Below are 18,251 nucleotides of genomic sequence, written 5' to 3'. Positions count from 1 at the left end.
TGTCCCGTTGTAGCCTTCTGCTTCGCAAAAGCAGCGGTAGAGAACGCTACTTTCGCGGAGCGAAAGGCGACACTCGAAACGTCAGTTTTGACACTGACGCTTTTGAGGAGAACGAAATCCGATCGGTAACCATCAAGTCTCGGTTTCCGTTTCGTGCTCTGCTTCTTCGAGACTTTCCCGAACCTCTTCGCCAGCGGTCCAGTAAAACACCGTCCCGATGATCGCGATGATCACTTTGACGATTTCAAAGGTGAGTGCGACGAGTGTTCCCGACGCCAACGTCGGTTCGGCCGGGATCAGATGATACAGCCATTCGATCGCCGCTTCGAACACGCCGATCCCGGCAGGCGTGATTGGTAGGGCTGATGCCAACATTCCAATCGGGACGATGATAATGTGTTCGGCAATGGTCGGAACCGACGCATACAAGCTACATGCGATCAGGTAGACGCTAACCGTTAGCAGAAAATGCACCCCCAGGCTCATCAGGATCGACAAGCCAAAGGCGATCGGGTGGTGGTGAAACATCCGGAGCGGCGGACCGATACGGTGAATCGCGCCGCCAACAACAGGCTGTTTTTCACCCATCCGGACGAGTCGATCGACAAAGGCACCGCCAAAGACAAGCACACCCAGCACCGCCGTCCCGATCCCGGCCAACACACCACAGCCCCAACGCAGCTTTTGCATGTCTTCCGAATCGACGCCGGATGCCAAGCTTTGCCCTTGGATAATGAAAGCTGCCGAAGCGAGCAACAACAACCCGTACAAGCCGACACCGCGATCGACCATGACCGATGCGACCGCTTGAACGCGGCGTCCGGGACGTCGCTTGGCCAAAAAGATCGCTTTGAACAAGTCGCCACCGACACTGCCGGCCGACACAAAGTTCAATAGAAAACAGATCGCCCCCAACCGGTGCGCTTCCAACATCGTCAATTCGATTCCCTGGCACCGTACCAACATGCACCAGCGGATAAACGACAAACTGATCGCGCCGACCGCAACAAACAACGCCGTGACCAACAGCGGATAGTTCTTGGGGTGTTGCGAAAGCGATTCCCACTGTTCAGGTTCAATGCGTGAAACCAAAAGCACGATAATCCCAAGCGGGATCGCGATTTTGCAAAACGTCAGGAAGATTTGTTGTGGCGATTTCATCCGCCGAAGGATAGCTCGTCACCCGGTCGCATGGAAGGTCGAACGCCGACGCGAACGTTGACGCCGTTTGCCGTGTCCGACCCGCAAATGCACACCAATTTCCCTCAACATCGGACGTCGTGATGACCGTTCTCGTTACTGGCAGTGCCGGCCACCTTGGCGAGGCTTTGATGCGGACCTTTCGCACCACAGGCCAACCCGCGATCGGACTCGATCGAATGGATTCAGAATTCACCGATGTGGTCGGCAGTGTTTCGGATCGCAAGCTCGTCGATCGGTGTCTGGCGGATGCCCGAACGGTGATTCACGCCGCGACGCTGCACAAACCGCACGTCGCGACTCACCGCCGCCAGGACTTCGTCGATGTGAACGTCACCGGCACTTTGAACCTGCTGGAATCAGCCGTCGCAAATCACGTCGACGCGTTCATCTTCACCAGTACCACCAGCGCGTTTGGCGATGCCTTGGTGCCACCGCCCGGCGAGCCGCGGCATGGATCACCGAGGAAGTACGGCCCGTACCCAAAAACATCTATGGGACGACCAAGGTCGCCGCCGAAGACCTTTGCCAGTTGTTCCATCGCGACCACCGTATCCCAACGTTGATACTGCGGACGTCACGCTTTTTCGCCGAAGAAGACGACAACCGGTCCGTACGTGAATCCTTTGCCGACGACAATATCAAAGCCAACGAGTTCGTCAGCCGAAGAGTCGACATCGAAGACGCTGTCGCGGCGCACTGCTGTGCACTCCGTCAAGCCGCATCGCTCGGTTTCGGACGTTACATCATCAGCGCGACGACTCCGTTCACACCTGATGATCTGCCCGAGTTACGCCGCGACGCCCAAGCTGTATTTCGCCGGCGGTTGCCGGAACTGGTCGCCACGTATGAACAACGCGGATGGTCCATGTTTCCGACGATCGATCGAGTCTATGACAACGCGAAAGCTCGTCGTGAGTTACTTTGGCAACCTCAATACGATGTGACCACAGTGATGCGTCGCCTTGATCACGGCCAGCCGCTGTTGTCGGATCTTGCAACCACGATCGGCAAAAAAGGCTATCACGAAGAATCGTTCGCCGACGGTCCCTACCCAACCGCCTAGCGATCGCTTTCATCGTCTGCGTTGCTTTCCGGAAAGACGAAATCCGATAGGATACAAGGCCGCACGCGACGAACGCCATGAAACAGAACACCGACGCCACCCTTCCCGATCCGAGCTCGCGCATGGAATGCCAGATGAAACCGGCACCCCATGACGCTTGCCTGGATGTGGACACGATTTCGCAGCAATGTGACCTGCGGACCCAGCGTCGCAGTGGGCCTGGCGGTCAACATCGCAACAAAACCAGCAGCGGTGTGTTTCTCGAGCATCGGCCCACGGGAACCATCGGCGAAGCGACCGAACGACGAAGCCAAGCACAAAACCGCGACGTCGCACTGCGGCGGCTGCGCTACCTACTCGCGATCTCCACCCGCACCCCAAGCCCGCTCGACGCGGCGTCACCGCCCAACGAGCTCGAAGCCGACTTTCGCAAGCGGTATCGTCGGCACCCATTGAAGCTGAACGAAGAAAACGACGACAAGCCAGCCGTGTTGGCGTTGATCTTGAATGACCTCTGGGCCAGTGGTGGCCAACCCAGTTTGGTCGCGCCGCTTTGGTCATCGTCGACCAGCAAGATCGTCATGCTGCTGCGGTCGTTCCCGCCCGCGCTGACTTGGGTCAACCGGGTTCGCGAACATCACGGCAGACTGCCGTTACATTAGACGCTGTACTGAAGACGCTGTTTCATGCGACCGTTGCCAGCCCGAACCGCTCCGATCATCCATAGCTTGCGTGTCGGGGTGGTATTCGCGCTTTGTCTTTTGATCCCATCTGCTCGGCCACCCTCGCCAACACACGACGGTTCAATCGCAGCACCCGATCTAGCGATCGTGCAATCGATCCTTCCCGAAGTTTTCTCGATCGAACCGACCGCCGATGCCGAGGGATTCTGGCAAGCATTCGATTCAAACCGACAAGCCATCGCCCGTGTGGGCCGAACCCTGCCAGCAGCAAACGACGTGATCGGTTATCGCGGTCCGACGGAAGCGTTGGTGGTGATTGATGCTGAGTTCAATCTTCTGGGCGTTCGCTTGATCAACAGCGCCGACACCAAAGAACATGTCAACGCGGTGCGCCTCGCGACTGATTTCTTTGACCAATTTCGCGAGTGGAGATTCGACGACTCGGGGTCGCAGGAATCTCCAAGCAAACCCGAAATCGATGCGGTCTCGGGCGCGACGTTGACATCACTTGCGTTGGCAAAAGGAGTCATGGCTAGGATCGGTGGTTCACGTCAGTCGCTTGTGTTCCCTGAACCGATCGAAGTCGACGAGATCTCTGATTGGTTTCCAAAAGCGGACTACATCACCAACAGCAACTACTCCGCCGCCGTCTATGACGCCGAAAATCAAAGGATCGGGCAAGTCCTTCGATCGGGCGCGTTTACCGATAGTATTGCCGGTTACCAGGGACCAACCGAATTACTCTTCCGGATTCGTGATGACAACCGTTCAAACGCGAAGGACGTGATCATCGAAGCAATCAAGATTCGTTCGTCGTTTGATAACGAACCCTATGTGCGTTATTGCCGGATGGAGCGGAGCTTCTGGAAAAAGTTTACCGGACAAACGCGTCGGCATCTGGCCGGAATGACGTTGGAGCAATCTGGTGTCGAAGGTGTTTCCGGTGCGACGATGACCAGTCTGGCAATCGCAGAAACAGTTTATCAAACTTGCGAGTGTTGGAATGAACAACAACGATTGGAAACCGAACGCCAACGTGATCGGACGACGTTGTGGGGACGAATGACACATAGCCGGATTGGTAAATGGGGTAACGACGTTCGGCTTAGCAACGCGGGCTTCGCTTGCATCTTGCTGATGATCGGGTTGGGAACGGTGAAGCGATTGGGTTGGTTTCGCAAACGGTGGTTTCGACGCGTTTGGTTAGTTACCGTCGTTGTTGTGGTCGGGTTTTGGTCCGGCAATATGCTGTCGATGTCGCTGATTGCGGGGTGGGCAGGCGAAGGCATCGCGTGGCGACTGGCACCGGGCTTGGCTTTGATCGCGCTGATCGCATTGGTCGGGCCAGCCGCTGGAAAATCGAACCCGTACTGCAATCATGTCTGTCCTCATGGTGCCTTGCAACAACTGATTCGGCCCTCGCAACATTCGTCGCGTCGGATCAAGTTGAATCGCAAGTTAGCTTGGATGATGACGATGATTCCGGGATGCAGCCTGACGATTGCTTATCTGACGCTGCTGTTTTACCCCACGGTTGAACTGGCCAATTGGGAACCGTTTCATGCGTACTTGTTTCGTCTGGCGCCAACCGTATCGATTGCTTTCGCGGTAGCGACCTTGGTGGCTTCGGCTTGGATTCCGATGGGCTATTGTCGTTATGGATGTCCAACAGGACGGCTAATCGAATACCTTCGCCGACGGGCCACCGGCCATCGCTTGACAGTTTCTGACGGCACCGCAATCGTGTTGCTGGCAGTCGCCCTTTCGGTCCGTCTATCGGGATAACTGGATCATGCAATTATTTCGTCAAACCTGTCCACACTGCCAAGCGACGCTGGAACTTCCAATCGAGGCATCGGGAAAACGATCCCTGTGCCCGGGGTGTGAGCGCGAGTTTGTTGCCGAACGAGTCGGAGTGTCCTCCGTTCCACACCAAGACGACCGGTCAATTGCTCTCGAGCGCCCTCTCGAACGGGTTTCTATCGAAACTCTGTTTGCGGACACGATGGCGATCGTATCGCTCCGTCGCCGCGACCTTTATCTGCCCGCTTTCGTGCTGTGTTTGGGTTACTTCCTATTGGTAGTGATTCCACTTAGCGGATTAAACGTCTACGCACAAACCAACTTGCGTTCGGCATTGATTTGGCTTGGCATAGCGACGCCATTCTTTTGCGGCGTCAACACCTATGTGATTGCCATTTTGATTTACATCGCAAACCGGACGGTCAACGCTTCGTCGAGTGAAGAACCGGCAAGCAACGGAACCGTATTGAAATCGTCTTTCAAACCCGGATGGCCTCTGTTTCGACAAGTCGCGACGTTCGTCTTATTGGCGACGTTCATTGCATCGGTTCTGGTCGTGGCGACCGGTTTGATGTTCAACCAGATGGCCGCGGCGACGATTCAGTTGATGCTGCTGTTGTTCGCGTTTGCGTTTGCGGTTTCCATCATCGCACCCGTCCTCATTGCGATGATGTTGTGGCCGATGCTGCCGCTTTGTGACCGCCCGATGCCGCTCCTGGTACGACTGCGGCGAACGTTTCGAATCGCCGCACATAGCTTGTTCAATTCGTTTCTGATCTCTGTCGCGATCACGTTCCTGCTCGGTATCGGTCTGGGGCTGATGGGGATCGGATTGATCATAACCGCCCCGATCGCGGCACTCTTGCTGGTCGTCGCACAGCGACGGACCGAGGGCGAATCGATTCGTTTCCTTGACGAGCAGTGACCGTTGCCTGCTAAGAAGAGCTCCCAAAAAGAAAACGGTCGGCGTGTCAAATTTTATTGACACAACCAGGAGACTCGGTGTACCATGACAGCGGTACACCGAATCGAGTTCACTCTAACCGAGAGTGCCTGCCGATGTTTTTTTCAGTCGATCCAGACGGGGATGTCCCGATCTACGAACAGATCGTCCGCCAAGTCAAACTTGCGGTGGCGGACGGCATCCTGGTCGGTGGACAGATGCTGCCGAGTGTTCGTCAATTGGCCAATGATTTGGCGATCAATTCGAACACGATCGCGCGAGCGTATCAGGAATTGCAAAGCGATCAGGTGATCGAACCGTTGCGCGGTCGCGGTATGATCGTCCGTCGGGACGCGATCAAGCGTTGTACCAAAGCGCGCAACTCTCTTGTCACGGACAGCTTTCGCCGTGCCCTTGCCGATGCCTTGGCAGGCGGAATGACCGCCGACGAATTACGCGAACTCTTCGAAAGCGAACTCACACGCCAACTCAAGGAGATCGAACAAACCGCGCGAGCCAGCGGCAACGGCAGCCATTGATTTCTTCTCCTCTTTCACCGGTCACTTCTCTTGGGGAATCGCACAATGAATTCGATCATTTCATTAAAGAGCGTTAGCAAGTCGTTTGGGGATAAACAAGCACTCGATGAGGTCAGCTTGGATATCCCGCCCGGGATCGTGTTTGCCTTGCTAGGTGAAAATGGCGCTGGCAAAACCACGATGATTCGGATCTTGACCGGGGCGATCAAGCCCGATGCCGGCACCGCGACGGTACTGGGATTGTCTTGTCATCGTGATGGCGAAACGATCCGCCAACGATCCGGTTATGTGTCGGACGCGCCGGCCCTGTATGACTGGATGACGTCTCAAGAAATCGGTTGGTTTACGTCCGCCTTTTATGATGAAGCGTTCCCATTTCGGTATGCCGAAGCGCTGCAGAATTTCGACGTTCCGGCGGGCGTCAAAATCAAGAACATGAGCAAAGGCCAACGTGCAAAAGTCGCGTTGGCGTTGGCAACCTCGCACGATCCGGAGCTTTTGATTCTGGATGAGCCGACCAGCGGACTTGATCCGATGGTCCGTCGTCAATTTTTAGAATCGATGGTCGACCGGGCAGCACTCGGGCACACCGTTTTTCTGTCCAGCCATCAGATCAGCGAGGTCGAACGGGTCGCGGACTGGATCGGTATTTTGCACGAAGGCAAACTCAAGTTGGTCAAGCCACTTCAGGACCTTCGTGAATCGACGCAGATCATTACTGCGACGTTGGAGCATAGCGACGCAACGGTGGCGCTGCCTCGCGGCGAGGTGCTGACAGAAACCAAGAACGCACGCCAAATTCGCTGGATTGTCAGCAATTTGCCAGAAAACTGGCGTGACGATTTTCGTGAGGACTCCGGAATTGTTCGCATCGAACAAACGACTCCCACGCTGGAAGAAATCTTCGTCGCGGTCTGCGACGCTCGGGCCAGTCGCCCACCGCAGCAAAGTAACGTCAACGAACGCAAACCTGCGACAGAATCGGTGGCGTAGCAGCGTTTCAGTGAGAGTGTTTGGTACGGTGCTTCAACGTTAAGAGTGATGCAATGAATGGACGAATCTTTTCGCGGCTTCTTTGGAAGGACTACCGCATCGTTCGAATGCTCGGCGTGGCCGCATGCTGTGCGTCAGTCGGGATGATGGTGTTGTTGGAACTCTCGGCCGCTATGAACAACTTGCATGACCAGGAAGTTGCCAACCTGGCGAGAGCGATTTGGGTGTTTGTTCCATTTCTGGTCGCCTTCGGTGCTCCCGCAATGTTGGTCGGGATGGAAGAAGAAAGCGGCTCCCTGAAATGGCTCGGGACGTTGCCGGCCAATTGGAAGATGGTGACGACGAGTAAGTTTGTTGTCGGCCTAGCCTGTCTGTTGGCTTCTTGGGCGATCGCGACGACCTTGCTAATGATCTCGTACCAATTGCATTCGATTCAACTGGATTTTCGCATCTCGACACGAGCAAATTTGATTGACGGTGACATGTCTGCGGCGATCGCGTTTATTGCGACCAGCCTACTGATGTTGATCTGCAGCTTTGTCACCGCCTATTTCTTTCGCTCACCAATCGCCGGTCTGATTGCGTTTTTACCGACGATCTTTGGCTGCCTTTGGGGCCTCGTCAATTGGTTTGACTTTCAAACCGGCCCCCAACATTCAACCCCGCTCACAACAGAACACTTGCCTTTGTTGATCGTCGATTCGGTCGGGTTAGCAATGATCGTGTTCACGTTGATGTATTTCCTGGCTTGGCGACGTTTGACTTGGGCACAACGCAAATGGTCGCTGAAGCGATCTTCCAAGCGATCAGAATTCTCGTCGGTCGCAAACGCATACCGGCCTCCCCATGAACCATCGCGATTGGCACAAGCTGTCATTCCGAAAGTTCCGCCAACTCGCTTCGGTGCACTGTTGTGGCAAAGTCTTCGCCCAACTCGCTGGTACTTCTTGCTAGCGATCGCCGCAATTTCGTGGGTGGCAGCGCAAGGGTTCTTTTATGTTTCCAACTCAAGAAACCTTTCGATTCATCCTGCCACGTTCCTGATCGCCAGCACGGTGTTGTTCTTTGTGGCCGGCCTGACGTTTTACAGTGATTCGCTTCGCGGCCGAAATGCGTTCTTCTTTGACCGTGGCATCTCACCAAAGCTGGTTTGGGTCACACGTGTGCTGCCATCATTCGTGATTGTGCATCTGCTGTTTGCCGCCATGATGGTTCTGATGTTCTTAGATCAGTCCCTGTTACTGCCATGGAAATGGGCAGCGACGTACGGGATCGGACTTTCTGCGTATGCGATGGCCGTGATGTTTTCGCAATCGACATCGCGACCGCTGCTGAACTTCTTCGCGGGCCCCGTGGCGGTTTACTTTTCAGCCATCCTGTTGGGATTGTGTCTGTTCGAGTATTTCGCTGAAGCGATGGGACTGCTGATCATTTCGGCAATCATTCTGCTTTACGGGTCGTATCGTTTAACCGACTTGTGGATGCAGCAGCAGACACGCAACCGCCGCTACATTTTGCGTCAATCAAAGTACATCGCGGCAGCACTCTTTGCGCCGTTTTTGATTGTCTTTGTCGTTCGCTGGGCGACGTTGCCGCCACGTGATTCGAGTTGGAGACATGAAATGGAAACGGTCCAGCTGCCAAGCCGAAGCAGTCTGGAAAGCATTTGGATCAATCCGAACCTTCTCTATAACTCAACATTGACGCCGAGCAATGACTATTTCGATTCGCGAGAAGAAGCATCTCAGAAGATTTCAGCAGAACTGGCAGCCAAATCGTCCATCGGCGAGCATGTCACATTCAATGAAATCGCGTCATGCTTTACCAATGAAGCCATCTTTTATGGATTACGGCAGGACACGCTTGCAATCACCTGGCTTGAAGCCCCCGATTCAGCGAACTACGAACTCCAACTGGACTGTATCCGTGTCTTGTCGAAGTGGTCGAAACTGATCCGTGAGCGCGCCGTTGTTGGACAAGCCGACTTAACCACGCTGCTGTCGATCGCCGAACAAGCCGACTTGTTTAGCTGCGAAGCGCTTCAGATGTTTGTCAGTCGAGACGGCGCTCGGCCTGAGCTGCAAGAGATCATCGACGGCCTACCGGATGAGTATCTGGTTCAGCAATCACGCCGGAATGCGATGATTCGAAACTGGCGCGGTCCGCTGGAAAAACAAAGCCAACGATGGATGCCCAGACCACAAACACCCACCGCGTTTTGGATGTACCTGGAACAGGTTCGGTCGAAACGAGCGATTGACCGAATCACACAGATCGCCCTGAACCAAATCGAGTTCGATGCGCAAATCGATACTCAGGCAGTCGAAGACCTAATGAAAGACGCCTACATCGTCGTTGACCACCGCACCGACACTTTTGTCATGACGTCAACGACAAAATGGCTGGAACGATTTCAGACCGTCAACTTTTGGATGAAGCATCTTCGCCAACAGTCGCGTGATGCGAAGGATGCGGCAGGATTGAGTGTGGAATAACGCTAGGCGAATCGCTATTGCTTTCGCAGCGCTTCGATCGGGTTCATCGCTGCCGCTTTGTAGGCCGGATACACGCCAAAGATGATCCCGGTCGCGACGGAAATACCGAACGCCAACATGATCGCTCCCAGGCTGGTCACCGTTTTCATACCGGCCATCATCGTCACCGCGATCGGAATCGAAACACCAAGCACGACACCAAGGACTCCGCCGGCCGCCGACAGCACGGTGGTTTCCAACAAAAACTGCCGGATGATGTCTTTACGTTTGGCGCCAATCGCACGGCGAATCCCGATCTCGCGTGTCCGTTCGGTAACGGTCGCCAACATGATGTTCATGATGCCGATCCCGCCGACCAACAGCGAAATTCCCGCGATCGCCCCGAGCACCAAATTCCAAATTCGCTTCTCGTGCTCCGCCTGTGCCATTAGTTCCAACGGTACCAGCACTTGGTAGTCTTCTTTGTCGGCATGGCTTTTTTCCAGCAGCCCACGAATCATGTTGGCTGTCGGGACCACGCGTGTGGCGGCTTCTTTGTCGTTTGCGTCGGCCACCGCCAAGGTAATTTCGCTGAGCTCGACCCGGTCGAACTCGCGGCTGCCGCGATTGCCTTCGTTGACGAAGAAACCGAACCGCGCCCGGCCGGTATCGAGTGGGATGAAGATGTCGCGGTTGGCATCGCCGCCTTCGCTTTCGCCGGCGCGGGCACGACCACTGTCACGCTGTTTCAGGATTCCGACGGTTCGAAAGGCGATCCCGCCGATCAAGATCGGTTGGCCGAGTGGATCATTGAAACCGAACAACGCTCGCGCCGCACCTTCGGTCAGGACCGCGACGTTGGACATGCCTTCTAAGTCGCGTTGTTGGATAAAGCGACCGCGTGCGACTTCGATTTTACGGACATCAGCCAAGTCCGGCGTGGTTGCCAAAACGCGAGCCTGCCCGATCCGACGACGGCCGTGTGAGACGTCTCGCTTTTTCATCATCAGCGGGACGATTGTTTCGCCGGTTGGCAAGTCTTGCAGGGCGCGCAGATCACCGTAGGTCAGGCCATACGCGTTGACTTTGTAGCTGGCCGTCGACACGATGCCTTGATTGTTCGACGAGCTACTGGAATCGTCCTCCGGGGCCGGTTTGAGCGAGCGAACAATCACGTTCCCAGCGCCCAGTTCTCGGATTCGATCGAGAGCGTCTTGCTTGCTGCCTTCGCCGATCGACAACATCGCGATCACCGAGGCGACACCCAGGATGGTTCCCAGCAGCGTCAACGAGCTGCGCATCTTGTGCAGCAACAGGTTGCGAACGGCAAGTTTAAGGGTGGCCCACCACATGGAAAGATTCGCTGTCTCGATAAATCGCGGTCGTACGGAAATCAGGAGAAAGCGGCTGAGCGATCAGCCGTCTTGGGAAAGCAATTCGTCGACAAATTCGCGAGGATTGAGTGCGATCTGTTCGCCATCGTTGAGACCTTCGGTGATCTGCACCATCGAATCGGTTTCACGTCCGACTTCGACTTCACGCAGCCCCAGACGATTGTTTTGACGGACCAACACGACCGTTTGGTCATCCCGTTCGATCACTGCTTGGATCGGAACCGCAATCGTATCGTCGATCGAGTCGACCAGGATTTCGGTGACCGCAGTCATCCCGGGTTTCAGTTGTTGGACTTCGTCATCGATGGTGACGATCGTGGTGTAGACCTTGGTGCCGCTGCTAAGCCAACCGTTTTGGTCGGGCAGAACTGCGATCGACTGGACGGTACCGATGTATTCATTACCGGGGAATGCGTCGACCGTGATACGAACTTTCATACCGATGCTGATCTGATCCAGGTCAGATTCATGAACGGCGGTTTGCACCTGCATTTCACGCAGGGATGGCAACGACATCAGGTGTTGACGATAGCGGGCCGGGGCACCTTCGCGGATTTCGTCGTTACGTGACGAAGCGTACGCGACCATGCCGTCTTCGGGTGCATAGATTTTGCACGCGGCAAGCTGCGTCTCGTAGCGTTCAAGTCGCTCTTCTTCTTTCTTGAGCGATTCGGTTCGTGCACGCAGGATCGCTTGCACCTGAGCCAGCTTGGCCTCGTTGTTTCGCAAGGTTTGTTCGAGTCCCTGCTTGCTGGTCGCGAGCTTTCCACGCAACCGCAGCAGTTCCATTTCCTGCTCGTAGTTTTCTTTTTTCTTCAGCGTCGCGAGCGTCGTTTCCAGTTTGTTCAACTGGGCCGCGTATTTGCCTTCGGCTTGCAGATAGGCGAGTTCGCTTTTACGGAGCTCGTTCCGGTTTGCGTAGCCGAGTTTGTAAAGCGAATCGATACCGCGGCGATCGTCACGGCGAAGTTCCAAGGTCGCTTGGGCTTCCAAGATCTGGTTGTTGACTTCGTCGATCGTCCGCTTGATTTCTTCAACGGCCAGCTTGTGCGTTCCGCTTTCGTCATCGGTAAACATTTTCAGTTCCAACTCGGCAAGCTGGACCTGCAGCTCGGCTTCCGCCTTGCTGGTTTCGTTTTGGACGATCTGGTTGTTGAAGTTTGCTTCGGCCTGGATTTGTGTCGAGCGAGCTTCCTCGGTATCGAGGATCTGTTGGTCGAGCTCTTCACGCATCGGTGCGGATTCCAGTTCGACCAGCAAGTCGCCTTTCTTGACCTTGCTGCCGTTGGGGATGATCCACAAGATCGGCGTGCCATTGATCCCGTCGCGCTGCACGTCTTCGACCATGCAGTTGATTTCGCGATTGTTCTGGCTTTGCAGATTGCCCCGTTCGATGACGGTGACGTTCATGTGTTGCGGATTCACGGTGTGCAGCAGCACGTTCTCGTCAATCCGTGTATCCGATCCAAAGAAAAACGACGACAGTGAAAACCCGACGACTGGAACGACGACGGCGGTTGCCAGGGCTTGGATAGCGTGGACGACACCGCGATTGGGTGCAGCAACCTTTCTCCGTCGGCGCGTTTGCTTCTGTTCGGTCTGGGAAGACGTGGCCTTTGAAGACATGGCGTTTCGGCAGGGAAAGTTGGATGGGAGTCGCTCGGCTGACAGTCACGATGCACAGCGACCAAGACTCCAACATGAAGGAGTCCGGCTGGCATCGAAGAAACCGAATGCGGACGTTCTTTCGCCAAACAACGCGGCTTACGCGTCGTAATTACAAGTGACTGTCACTGGCGAAAATGGGTGGGTTATTGGGCGGGACGCTGGACGGCTACCCGTAGACTGGGTGAATCGGGCACCAAGCAGCGGCACGATAGTATAGTCGACCGGGAATCCAATGTCTCCATAGTCCATCTGGTGAACTTGTGTCTGGATCATTCGGGCAATTTCCATTGCATCCGTCGCAAGGATTTTGCTTGGCTGTCGGATTGCAAGCCTGATCACAATCACACCGGCTTGCCAAGGCATTTGGCCAGTGCCCGTGTGGGGTGATTGCCCAGTTTTATAAACCGCAGCGATCAGCGTTTTTAAACAGTTTTGCTGCCTAAATTACGGCACAATCGCCAATAATGCGTGATAGCCTCCCGTCGCACCGCCACGGTGACAAAACGTGTACCATTAGGTGACATTCGTTTGGCAGTGCTTTGACGCCCCTCTTTCTCTCCAACGCTAACGCTGATCATGGCAAAAGTCTTATTGGTCGAAGATAGTCCGACCCAGGCGATCGAGATGAGGATGTTGCTGGAAGAGGGCTGCCACGAAGTCAAACATGCGATGAACGGGAAAGCCGCGCTTGACGTTTTGGCCGAAGAAATTCCAGATATTGTGGTCACCGATCTGGAAATGCCCGAGCTCAATGGGCTGCAACTGGTCGAAATCATGCGATCGGAGTACGCCCACATCCCCGCGATTTTGGTCACCGCGCGTGGCAGTGAGGAACTCGCGTCGCAAGCATTGCAAAAGGGTGCCGCCGGATACGTCCCGAAAAATCACCTGCAGTCGCTGCTGAACGACACCATCATCGACGTGCTGGGCGTGATCCGCACCGATGCGAGTTTCACGAAATTGATCTCGACTCTGACGAAAAACGTTTTCGAGTTCGAAATCAAAAATGATCCTGATCTGATCTCGCCACTCGTCGGGCTGTTGATGCAGGTGGTCGCCGGCATGGACTTGATCAGTGGCGCGGACATGAACCGCCTGGGCGTTGCCATCGAACACGCGCTCGTCAACGCAATGTTCCGAGGCAACTTGCAACTTGGGCCATCCGTGACCCCAGCCCACCATGCGATTATTTACGAAGACGCATCGTCGGATTTGATTGAACGTCGAAAGAACGAAGCTCCTTACAAAGACCGCAAAATCTATGTCCATGCCTCGGCGAGTAAATCGGAGATCCGTCTGACGATCCGTGACGAAGGACCCGGTTTCAACACCTCAAAAGTTCCCATCACCGTCAATCCCGATGTGTTCTCCGCCGAGTCCGGACAAGGCTTGGTGCTGATGAAAAGCTTCGCCGACGAGTTGACCTACAACGACATCGGCAACGAAGTCACGATGGTGAAATACTGCGATGGCAAACGTTGATCGCCGGCGGTAGTAGTGAGCATGGCCTGCGGCCAAAGGTGCTTGTGGGGTGATACGTTCCTGGGGCGATGCCCCAGGCTATGGTAAGCATGGCCTTCGGCCAAAAGGCAATCGCACGAAGCTCGTATCCGTTGGCCGAAGGCATGTCGCATCATGCCCGCGATCGCGTTCCTGGGATGGTTTCCCAGGCCCGGGCAACAATGGCCTGCGAGCAAAAGGCATCACACGAATCCCCCAATCTGTTGGCCGAAGGCCTGCGACACCGTAGCCTGCGGCAACGCCGTAGGAATACAATCCATGCGTTGTTTTGATTGGCCGAAGGTCAATTTCACCCTTGCTGTTCAGCGTCGGTAAGCATGGCTTTCAGCCAAAGGTGCTCGTGGGGTGACACGTTCCTGGGGCGATGCCCCAGGCTATGGTAAGCATGGCCTTCGGCCAAAAGGCAATCCCGGACAACAAAGGCCCGCGGCCGGAAAGCAAGCATACGAATCCCCATTCTGTTGGCCGAAGGCCTTTCACACCGTAGCCTGCGGCAACGCCGTAGGAATACAATCCACGCATTGTTGTTGATTGGCCGAAGGTCAATTTCACCCCCGAAATCTTCCAATGACGCGGGATTGAATCAATGCCTCAATCGCTAACAGGACTGTATGCCCATCTGGTGTTCAGCACCAAAAATCGGAAACCTTGGTTGGACGATTTAATTCGCACCAAGGTGCATGGCTACCTCGCAGAGACCGTACGAAACCTATCCTCCAATTGGGTTGTCGTTGGTGGCGTCGCCGATCACGTTCACCTGCTGTTTGACCTTGGAAAATTTGTTGCCCCAGTGAAGTTTGTGGAACAAATTAAACGCGAATCCTCAAAGTTCGTCAAAACGCTCGGAAGACAGTATTCGAAATTCTATTGGCAACGCGGTTATGGCATGTTTTCGGTGAGCCCAAGAGACCTTCGTGTTGCGGAACAGTACGTTCGCACGCAAGAAGAGCACCATCGAAAAACAACCTTTCAAGACGAATATCGAGCCATGCTGGCGAAATACAACATCCAGTTCAACGAGCTGTACGTCTGGGATTGATTTCGTAGGTAAGCATGGCCTTCGGCCAAAGGTGCTTCTGGGGTGACATGTTCCTGGGGCGATGCCCCAGGCTACGGTATGCATGGCCTGCGGCCAAAAGACAATCGCACGAAGCCCCAATCCGTTGGCCGAAGGTCTGTCGCATCACGCCCGCGATCGCGTTCCTGGGATGGCTTCCCAGGCCCGGGCAACAATGGCCTGCGGCCAGAAGGCAAGCATACGAATCCCCATCCTGTTGGCCGAAGGCCTTTCACACCGTAGCCTGCGGCAACGCCGTAGGAATACAATCCACGCATTGTTGTTGATTGGCCGAAGGTCAATTTCACCCTTGCTGTCCAGCGTCGGTAAGCATGGCCTTCAGCCAAAGGTGTTTGTGGGGGATACGTTCCTGGGGCGATGCCCCAGGCTACGGTAAACATGGCCTTCGGCCAAAAGACAATCCCGCGCAACTATGGCCTGCGGGCAAAAGGCGTCATACGAATCTGTTGGCCATAGGCATGCAACATCATGCCCGCGATCATGCAGTAAGCAGTCGTTACGCAGCCAATTCGGGTTCGAGGTTTTTGACGATTGGGATTGGATAACGCCACAACGCCACGGCGGTGATCATCGAACTGATCAGCGCTAACAGCATGACGGACAACATGAAGGCGATCATCTGACCGGACGGCAATTGGTCTTCTTGTTGAGGTGCTAACACGACAGCAAAGACACTGACGGAATTGTTGACGAAGTGGGCGAGCATTGCCGGAAAGATTGATCCGCTTCGCCACGCGATCACACCAAGGTAAATCCCCAGTGGCAAAACCGCGATCACATGCACAAGGTCCATGTGGAATGCGGCGAACAAGATCGACGCGATCGCGATGCCGATCCCTGGCCCTACCAAGCTGTTCAGACGAGTTTGGATGTAACCGCGAAAGACCAGTTCTTCACAGAGAGCCGGTGTCGCACCGATCATCAACGCGAGTGGAACCAAAAACCCTGACTCGCCATGACCGCGAAACACGTCGGTCATCATCTTGAGGTTTTCGCTTTCGCCCATCAGCGATCCGACAACGATCGATGAGATCCAGCCGATCAGCGGCGTTGTCGCTGCCGCGGCACCCCACGCCCAAAGCGGCCAGTGCCCGCGAACCATAGACATGCGGCGGCGGTAACCGTCAGGGGAAATCAACGGCAAAAAAAGCGCCAACGAGACTAGAGCGGCTTGCGGTGCGAGCACCAGAACCAAGAACCCGACGCGTGATTGCGAAACCACCTTCATCGCTTCGGGATCGCCCATCAATCGCGGGTTGAACTCGCCGTGGACAATCATGATCGCGACCAAAATCGCGACGAAGCTAGCTGCAAAAAAGAGCAGTAGCGATGCGAGGGGCATTCCGATCGCGTTCCAGATGAACGCGATCAACTTGTACAAAAAAGGCTGCTGGGTCCGAAAGTCATGGACCTGCAGCGCGATCGGGTTTCGGCTGTATGGCGGCGGAAATGCCGGCCGCGTCGGCTGGGCCGGCCGAATCGGATCGGGCGGTAACTCCGTACTGACTTGCTCGCCGCCCTGCGCCACTGGTTCCTGAATCTCGTAGGGGTCCAGGTCGTCAGCTGGCGGAAACGAAGGCGGCGGGTCGGAGTTTTGCATCAAATCGTCAGTTGAGTCCTAGTTGTTGGTCGATCCCAAACATCACGTTCATGTTCTGGATCGCCGCCCCACTTGCTCCCTTGGCCAAATTATCAATCGCTGACAAGAGAACGACACGGTTGCCGGACGCGCGGGCCGACATTTGAACATAGTTCGTTCCGGCAACATGCGCCGTGGCAGGCAAGTGATCGACAACATTCACAAACGGTTGCTCGCCGTAACAATCGCGCCAACATTGCGTAATCGCTTTGACAGCGTCTTCTCCGCTGCCGGCTTTGGGTCGCACATAAATCGTCGACAAAATACCGCGCGACATTGGCGTTAAATGCGGAGTAAAAATGACTTGGGGCTGACTGCCGCCGATCCGACCCACCAAGTCTTCGATCTCCGGCCCGTGACGATGTGTACCGACCGAGTAGGCAGCGATCGATTCGTTGGTTTCACAGTACAGCGTGCCCAATTTTAGACTGCGACCGGCACCGCTGACGCCGCTTTTGCTGTCCACGATCACATCATCGGTCTCAATCAAGCCAGCTTTGGCAAGCGGAGCGAGCGGTAAAATCGCGCTCGTTGGGTAACAACCGGGGTTGGCAACCAAGTCCGCAGTCGCAATTTCGTCGGCGAAAAATTCGGGCAGACCATACACCGTTTTCCCCACCCGCTCGGGCCATGGATGTTTGACTTTGTACCAAGTCTCGTAAGTCTCCAGCGATGACAATCGAAAGTCGGCGCTAAAATCGATGACTCGAATACCGGCAGCACAAAGTTGCTGCACCGTTTCGGCCGAAGCGCCGTGCGGAAGGCAGCACATCGCCACATCGCACTCTGCGGCGACACGCGCCGGATCAAGTTCCTCCAGCGTGATGTCGACTCGTCCAGCCAACGACGGATGCACCGCCGCGATGGTCTGGCCCGCATCCGAACGCGCGGTCGCGATTTTCAAGTCCGCCTCGGGGTGAGCACTTAAAAGCCTGGCAACCTCGAGCCCGGTGTATCCGGTGGCACCAATCAATGCGACGGAGATCGACATTCCTGATTCAATCCAATGTTGATGAAGCGAAGTGGGCAGATCAGCACGGCAACGCTGGCGAAAAGACGCAAACCACACTGACAGATCCGAATTGTTGCGGATCAGCTTGGTTGGGTCGATAGGCATCACATTTGGGTGGTAACCATGACCTCCGAAGCCGCAAATTCGTTCCAATCGATACCGATTTGAGTTACATTATGCACCTTCTCGCAGGCGAAAGAATTCGCTGCTGCCTCTCAAGGAAGTCATCGACGCGGCT

Annotated in this window: 15 protein-coding genes; 10 read left to right on the top strand and 5 right to left on the bottom strand. The window is 55.3% G+C overall.

Translation table 11 applies throughout. The annotated features are described in order from the left end of the window. Positions 1 to 132 precede the first annotated feature (132 nt). Positions 133 to 1,161, bottom strand: coding sequence for a YbhN family protein (locus tag CGZ80_RS13200; RefSeq protein ID WP_094415081.1), 1,029 nt, complete (start codon positions 1,159 to 1,161; stop codon positions 133 to 135). 122 nt (positions 1,162 to 1,283) lie between these two features. Here CGZ80_RS13200 and CGZ80_RS28280 point away from each other — a divergent pair, with 122 nt between their 5' ends. The 8 genes from CGZ80_RS28280 to CGZ80_RS13165 all read left to right on the top strand — a co-directional run bounded on the left by CGZ80_RS28280 (position 1,284) and on the right by CGZ80_RS13165 (position 9,722). Further along, positions 1,284 to 1,766, top strand: a complete 483-nt coding sequence (locus tag CGZ80_RS28280) for an NAD-dependent epimerase/dehydratase family protein (RefSeq protein ID WP_198953688.1) — start codon at positions 1,284 to 1,286, stop codon at positions 1,764 to 1,766. Beyond that, complete coding sequence (locus tag CGZ80_RS28275) at positions 1,733 to 2,266, top strand: hypothetical protein (protein WP_409994546.1); 534 nt, start codon at positions 1,733 to 1,735, stop codon at positions 2,264 to 2,266. Before CGZ80_RS28280 ends, CGZ80_RS28275 begins: the two co-directional genes overlap by 34 nt. A 77-nt stretch (positions 2,267 to 2,343) precedes the next feature. After that, the gene (locus tag CGZ80_RS13190) at positions 2,344 to 2,928 is read left to right on the top strand and encodes a peptide chain release factor family protein (protein WP_233148401.1); all 585 of its coding nucleotides are present in this window, start codon (positions 2,344 to 2,346) and stop codon (positions 2,926 to 2,928) included. A gap of 168 nt (positions 2,929 to 3,096) precedes the next feature. After that, entirely contained in the window at positions 3,097 to 4,734 is a 1,638-nt protein-coding gene (locus tag CGZ80_RS13185) for an FMN-binding protein (RefSeq protein ID WP_158249705.1), read from the top strand. A 7-nt stretch (positions 4,735 to 4,741) separates the two neighbouring features. Then, positions 4,742 to 5,677, top strand: a complete 936-nt coding sequence (locus CGZ80_RS13180; protein WP_094415077.1) for a hypothetical protein — start codon at positions 4,742 to 4,744, stop codon at positions 5,675 to 5,677. Between the two features lie 134 nt (positions 5,678 to 5,811). Then, a complete protein-coding gene (locus CGZ80_RS13175) occupies positions 5,812 to 6,234 on the top strand; it encodes a GntR family transcriptional regulator (protein WP_094415075.1) in 423 nt (140 codons plus the stop codon). A 45-nt stretch (positions 6,235 to 6,279) separates the two neighbouring features. After that, positions 6,280 to 7,227, top strand: coding sequence for an ABC transporter ATP-binding protein (locus CGZ80_RS13170; protein WP_094415073.1), 948 nt, complete (start codon positions 6,280 to 6,282; stop codon positions 7,225 to 7,227). Between the two features lie 53 nt (positions 7,228 to 7,280). Continuing rightward, positions 7,281 to 9,722, top strand: a complete 2,442-nt coding sequence (locus tag CGZ80_RS13165) for an ABC-2 transporter permease (RefSeq protein WP_094415071.1) — start codon at positions 7,281 to 7,283, stop codon at positions 9,720 to 9,722. A 14-nt stretch (positions 9,723 to 9,736) separates the two neighbouring features. Here the strand turns inward: CGZ80_RS13165 and CGZ80_RS13160 are convergent, their stop codons facing one another. Continuing rightward, entirely contained in the window at positions 9,737 to 11,053 is a 1,317-nt protein-coding gene (locus CGZ80_RS13160) for an ABC transporter permease (protein ID WP_094415069.1), read from the bottom strand. Between the two features lie 63 nt (positions 11,054 to 11,116). Then, the gene (locus CGZ80_RS13155) at positions 11,117 to 12,721 is read right to left on the bottom strand and encodes an efflux RND transporter periplasmic adaptor subunit (RefSeq protein WP_094415067.1); all 1,605 of its coding nucleotides are present in this window, start codon (positions 12,719 to 12,721) and stop codon (positions 11,117 to 11,119) included. Between the two features lie 618 nt (positions 12,722 to 13,339). Here CGZ80_RS13155 and CGZ80_RS13150 point away from each other — a divergent pair. Together CGZ80_RS13150 and tnpA are read left to right on the top strand one after the other, a co-directional pair. Further along, positions 13,340 to 14,245, top strand: a complete 906-nt coding sequence (locus CGZ80_RS13150) for a response regulator (RefSeq protein WP_094415065.1) — start codon at positions 13,340 to 13,342, stop codon at positions 14,243 to 14,245. A gap of 625 nt (positions 14,246 to 14,870) precedes the next feature. After that, positions 14,871 to 15,323, top strand: coding sequence for an IS200/IS605 family transposase (gene tnpA, locus CGZ80_RS13140; RefSeq protein ID WP_094415061.1), 453 nt, complete (start codon positions 14,871 to 14,873; stop codon positions 15,321 to 15,323). A gap of 535 nt (positions 15,324 to 15,858) precedes the next feature. Here tnpA and CGZ80_RS13135 read toward each other — a convergent pair. Both CGZ80_RS13135 and argC read right to left on the bottom strand, forming a co-directional pair. Then, positions 15,859 to 16,962, bottom strand: coding sequence for a type II CAAX endopeptidase family protein (locus CGZ80_RS13135; RefSeq protein WP_094415059.1), 1,104 nt, complete (start codon positions 16,960 to 16,962; stop codon positions 15,859 to 15,861). A gap of 7 nt (positions 16,963 to 16,969) precedes the next feature. Continuing rightward, positions 16,970 to 17,992 carry an N-acetyl-gamma-glutamyl-phosphate reductase gene (gene argC, locus CGZ80_RS13130; protein WP_094415278.1) on the bottom strand — a complete coding sequence of 341 codons (1,023 nt, stop codon included), beginning with the start codon at positions 17,990 to 17,992 and terminating at the stop codon, positions 16,970 to 16,972. Positions 17,993 to 18,251 lie beyond the last annotated feature (259 nt).

The organism is Rhodopirellula sp. MGV (genome assembly GCF_002251265.1).
In the GTDB taxonomy this organism is placed as follows: Bacteria; Planctomycetota; Planctomycetia; order Pirellulales; family Pirellulaceae; genus Stieleria; species Stieleria baltica_A.
The sequence above is the reverse complement of the archived record's forward strand: the minus strand, read 5'-3'. Positions and strand labels throughout refer to the sequence as shown.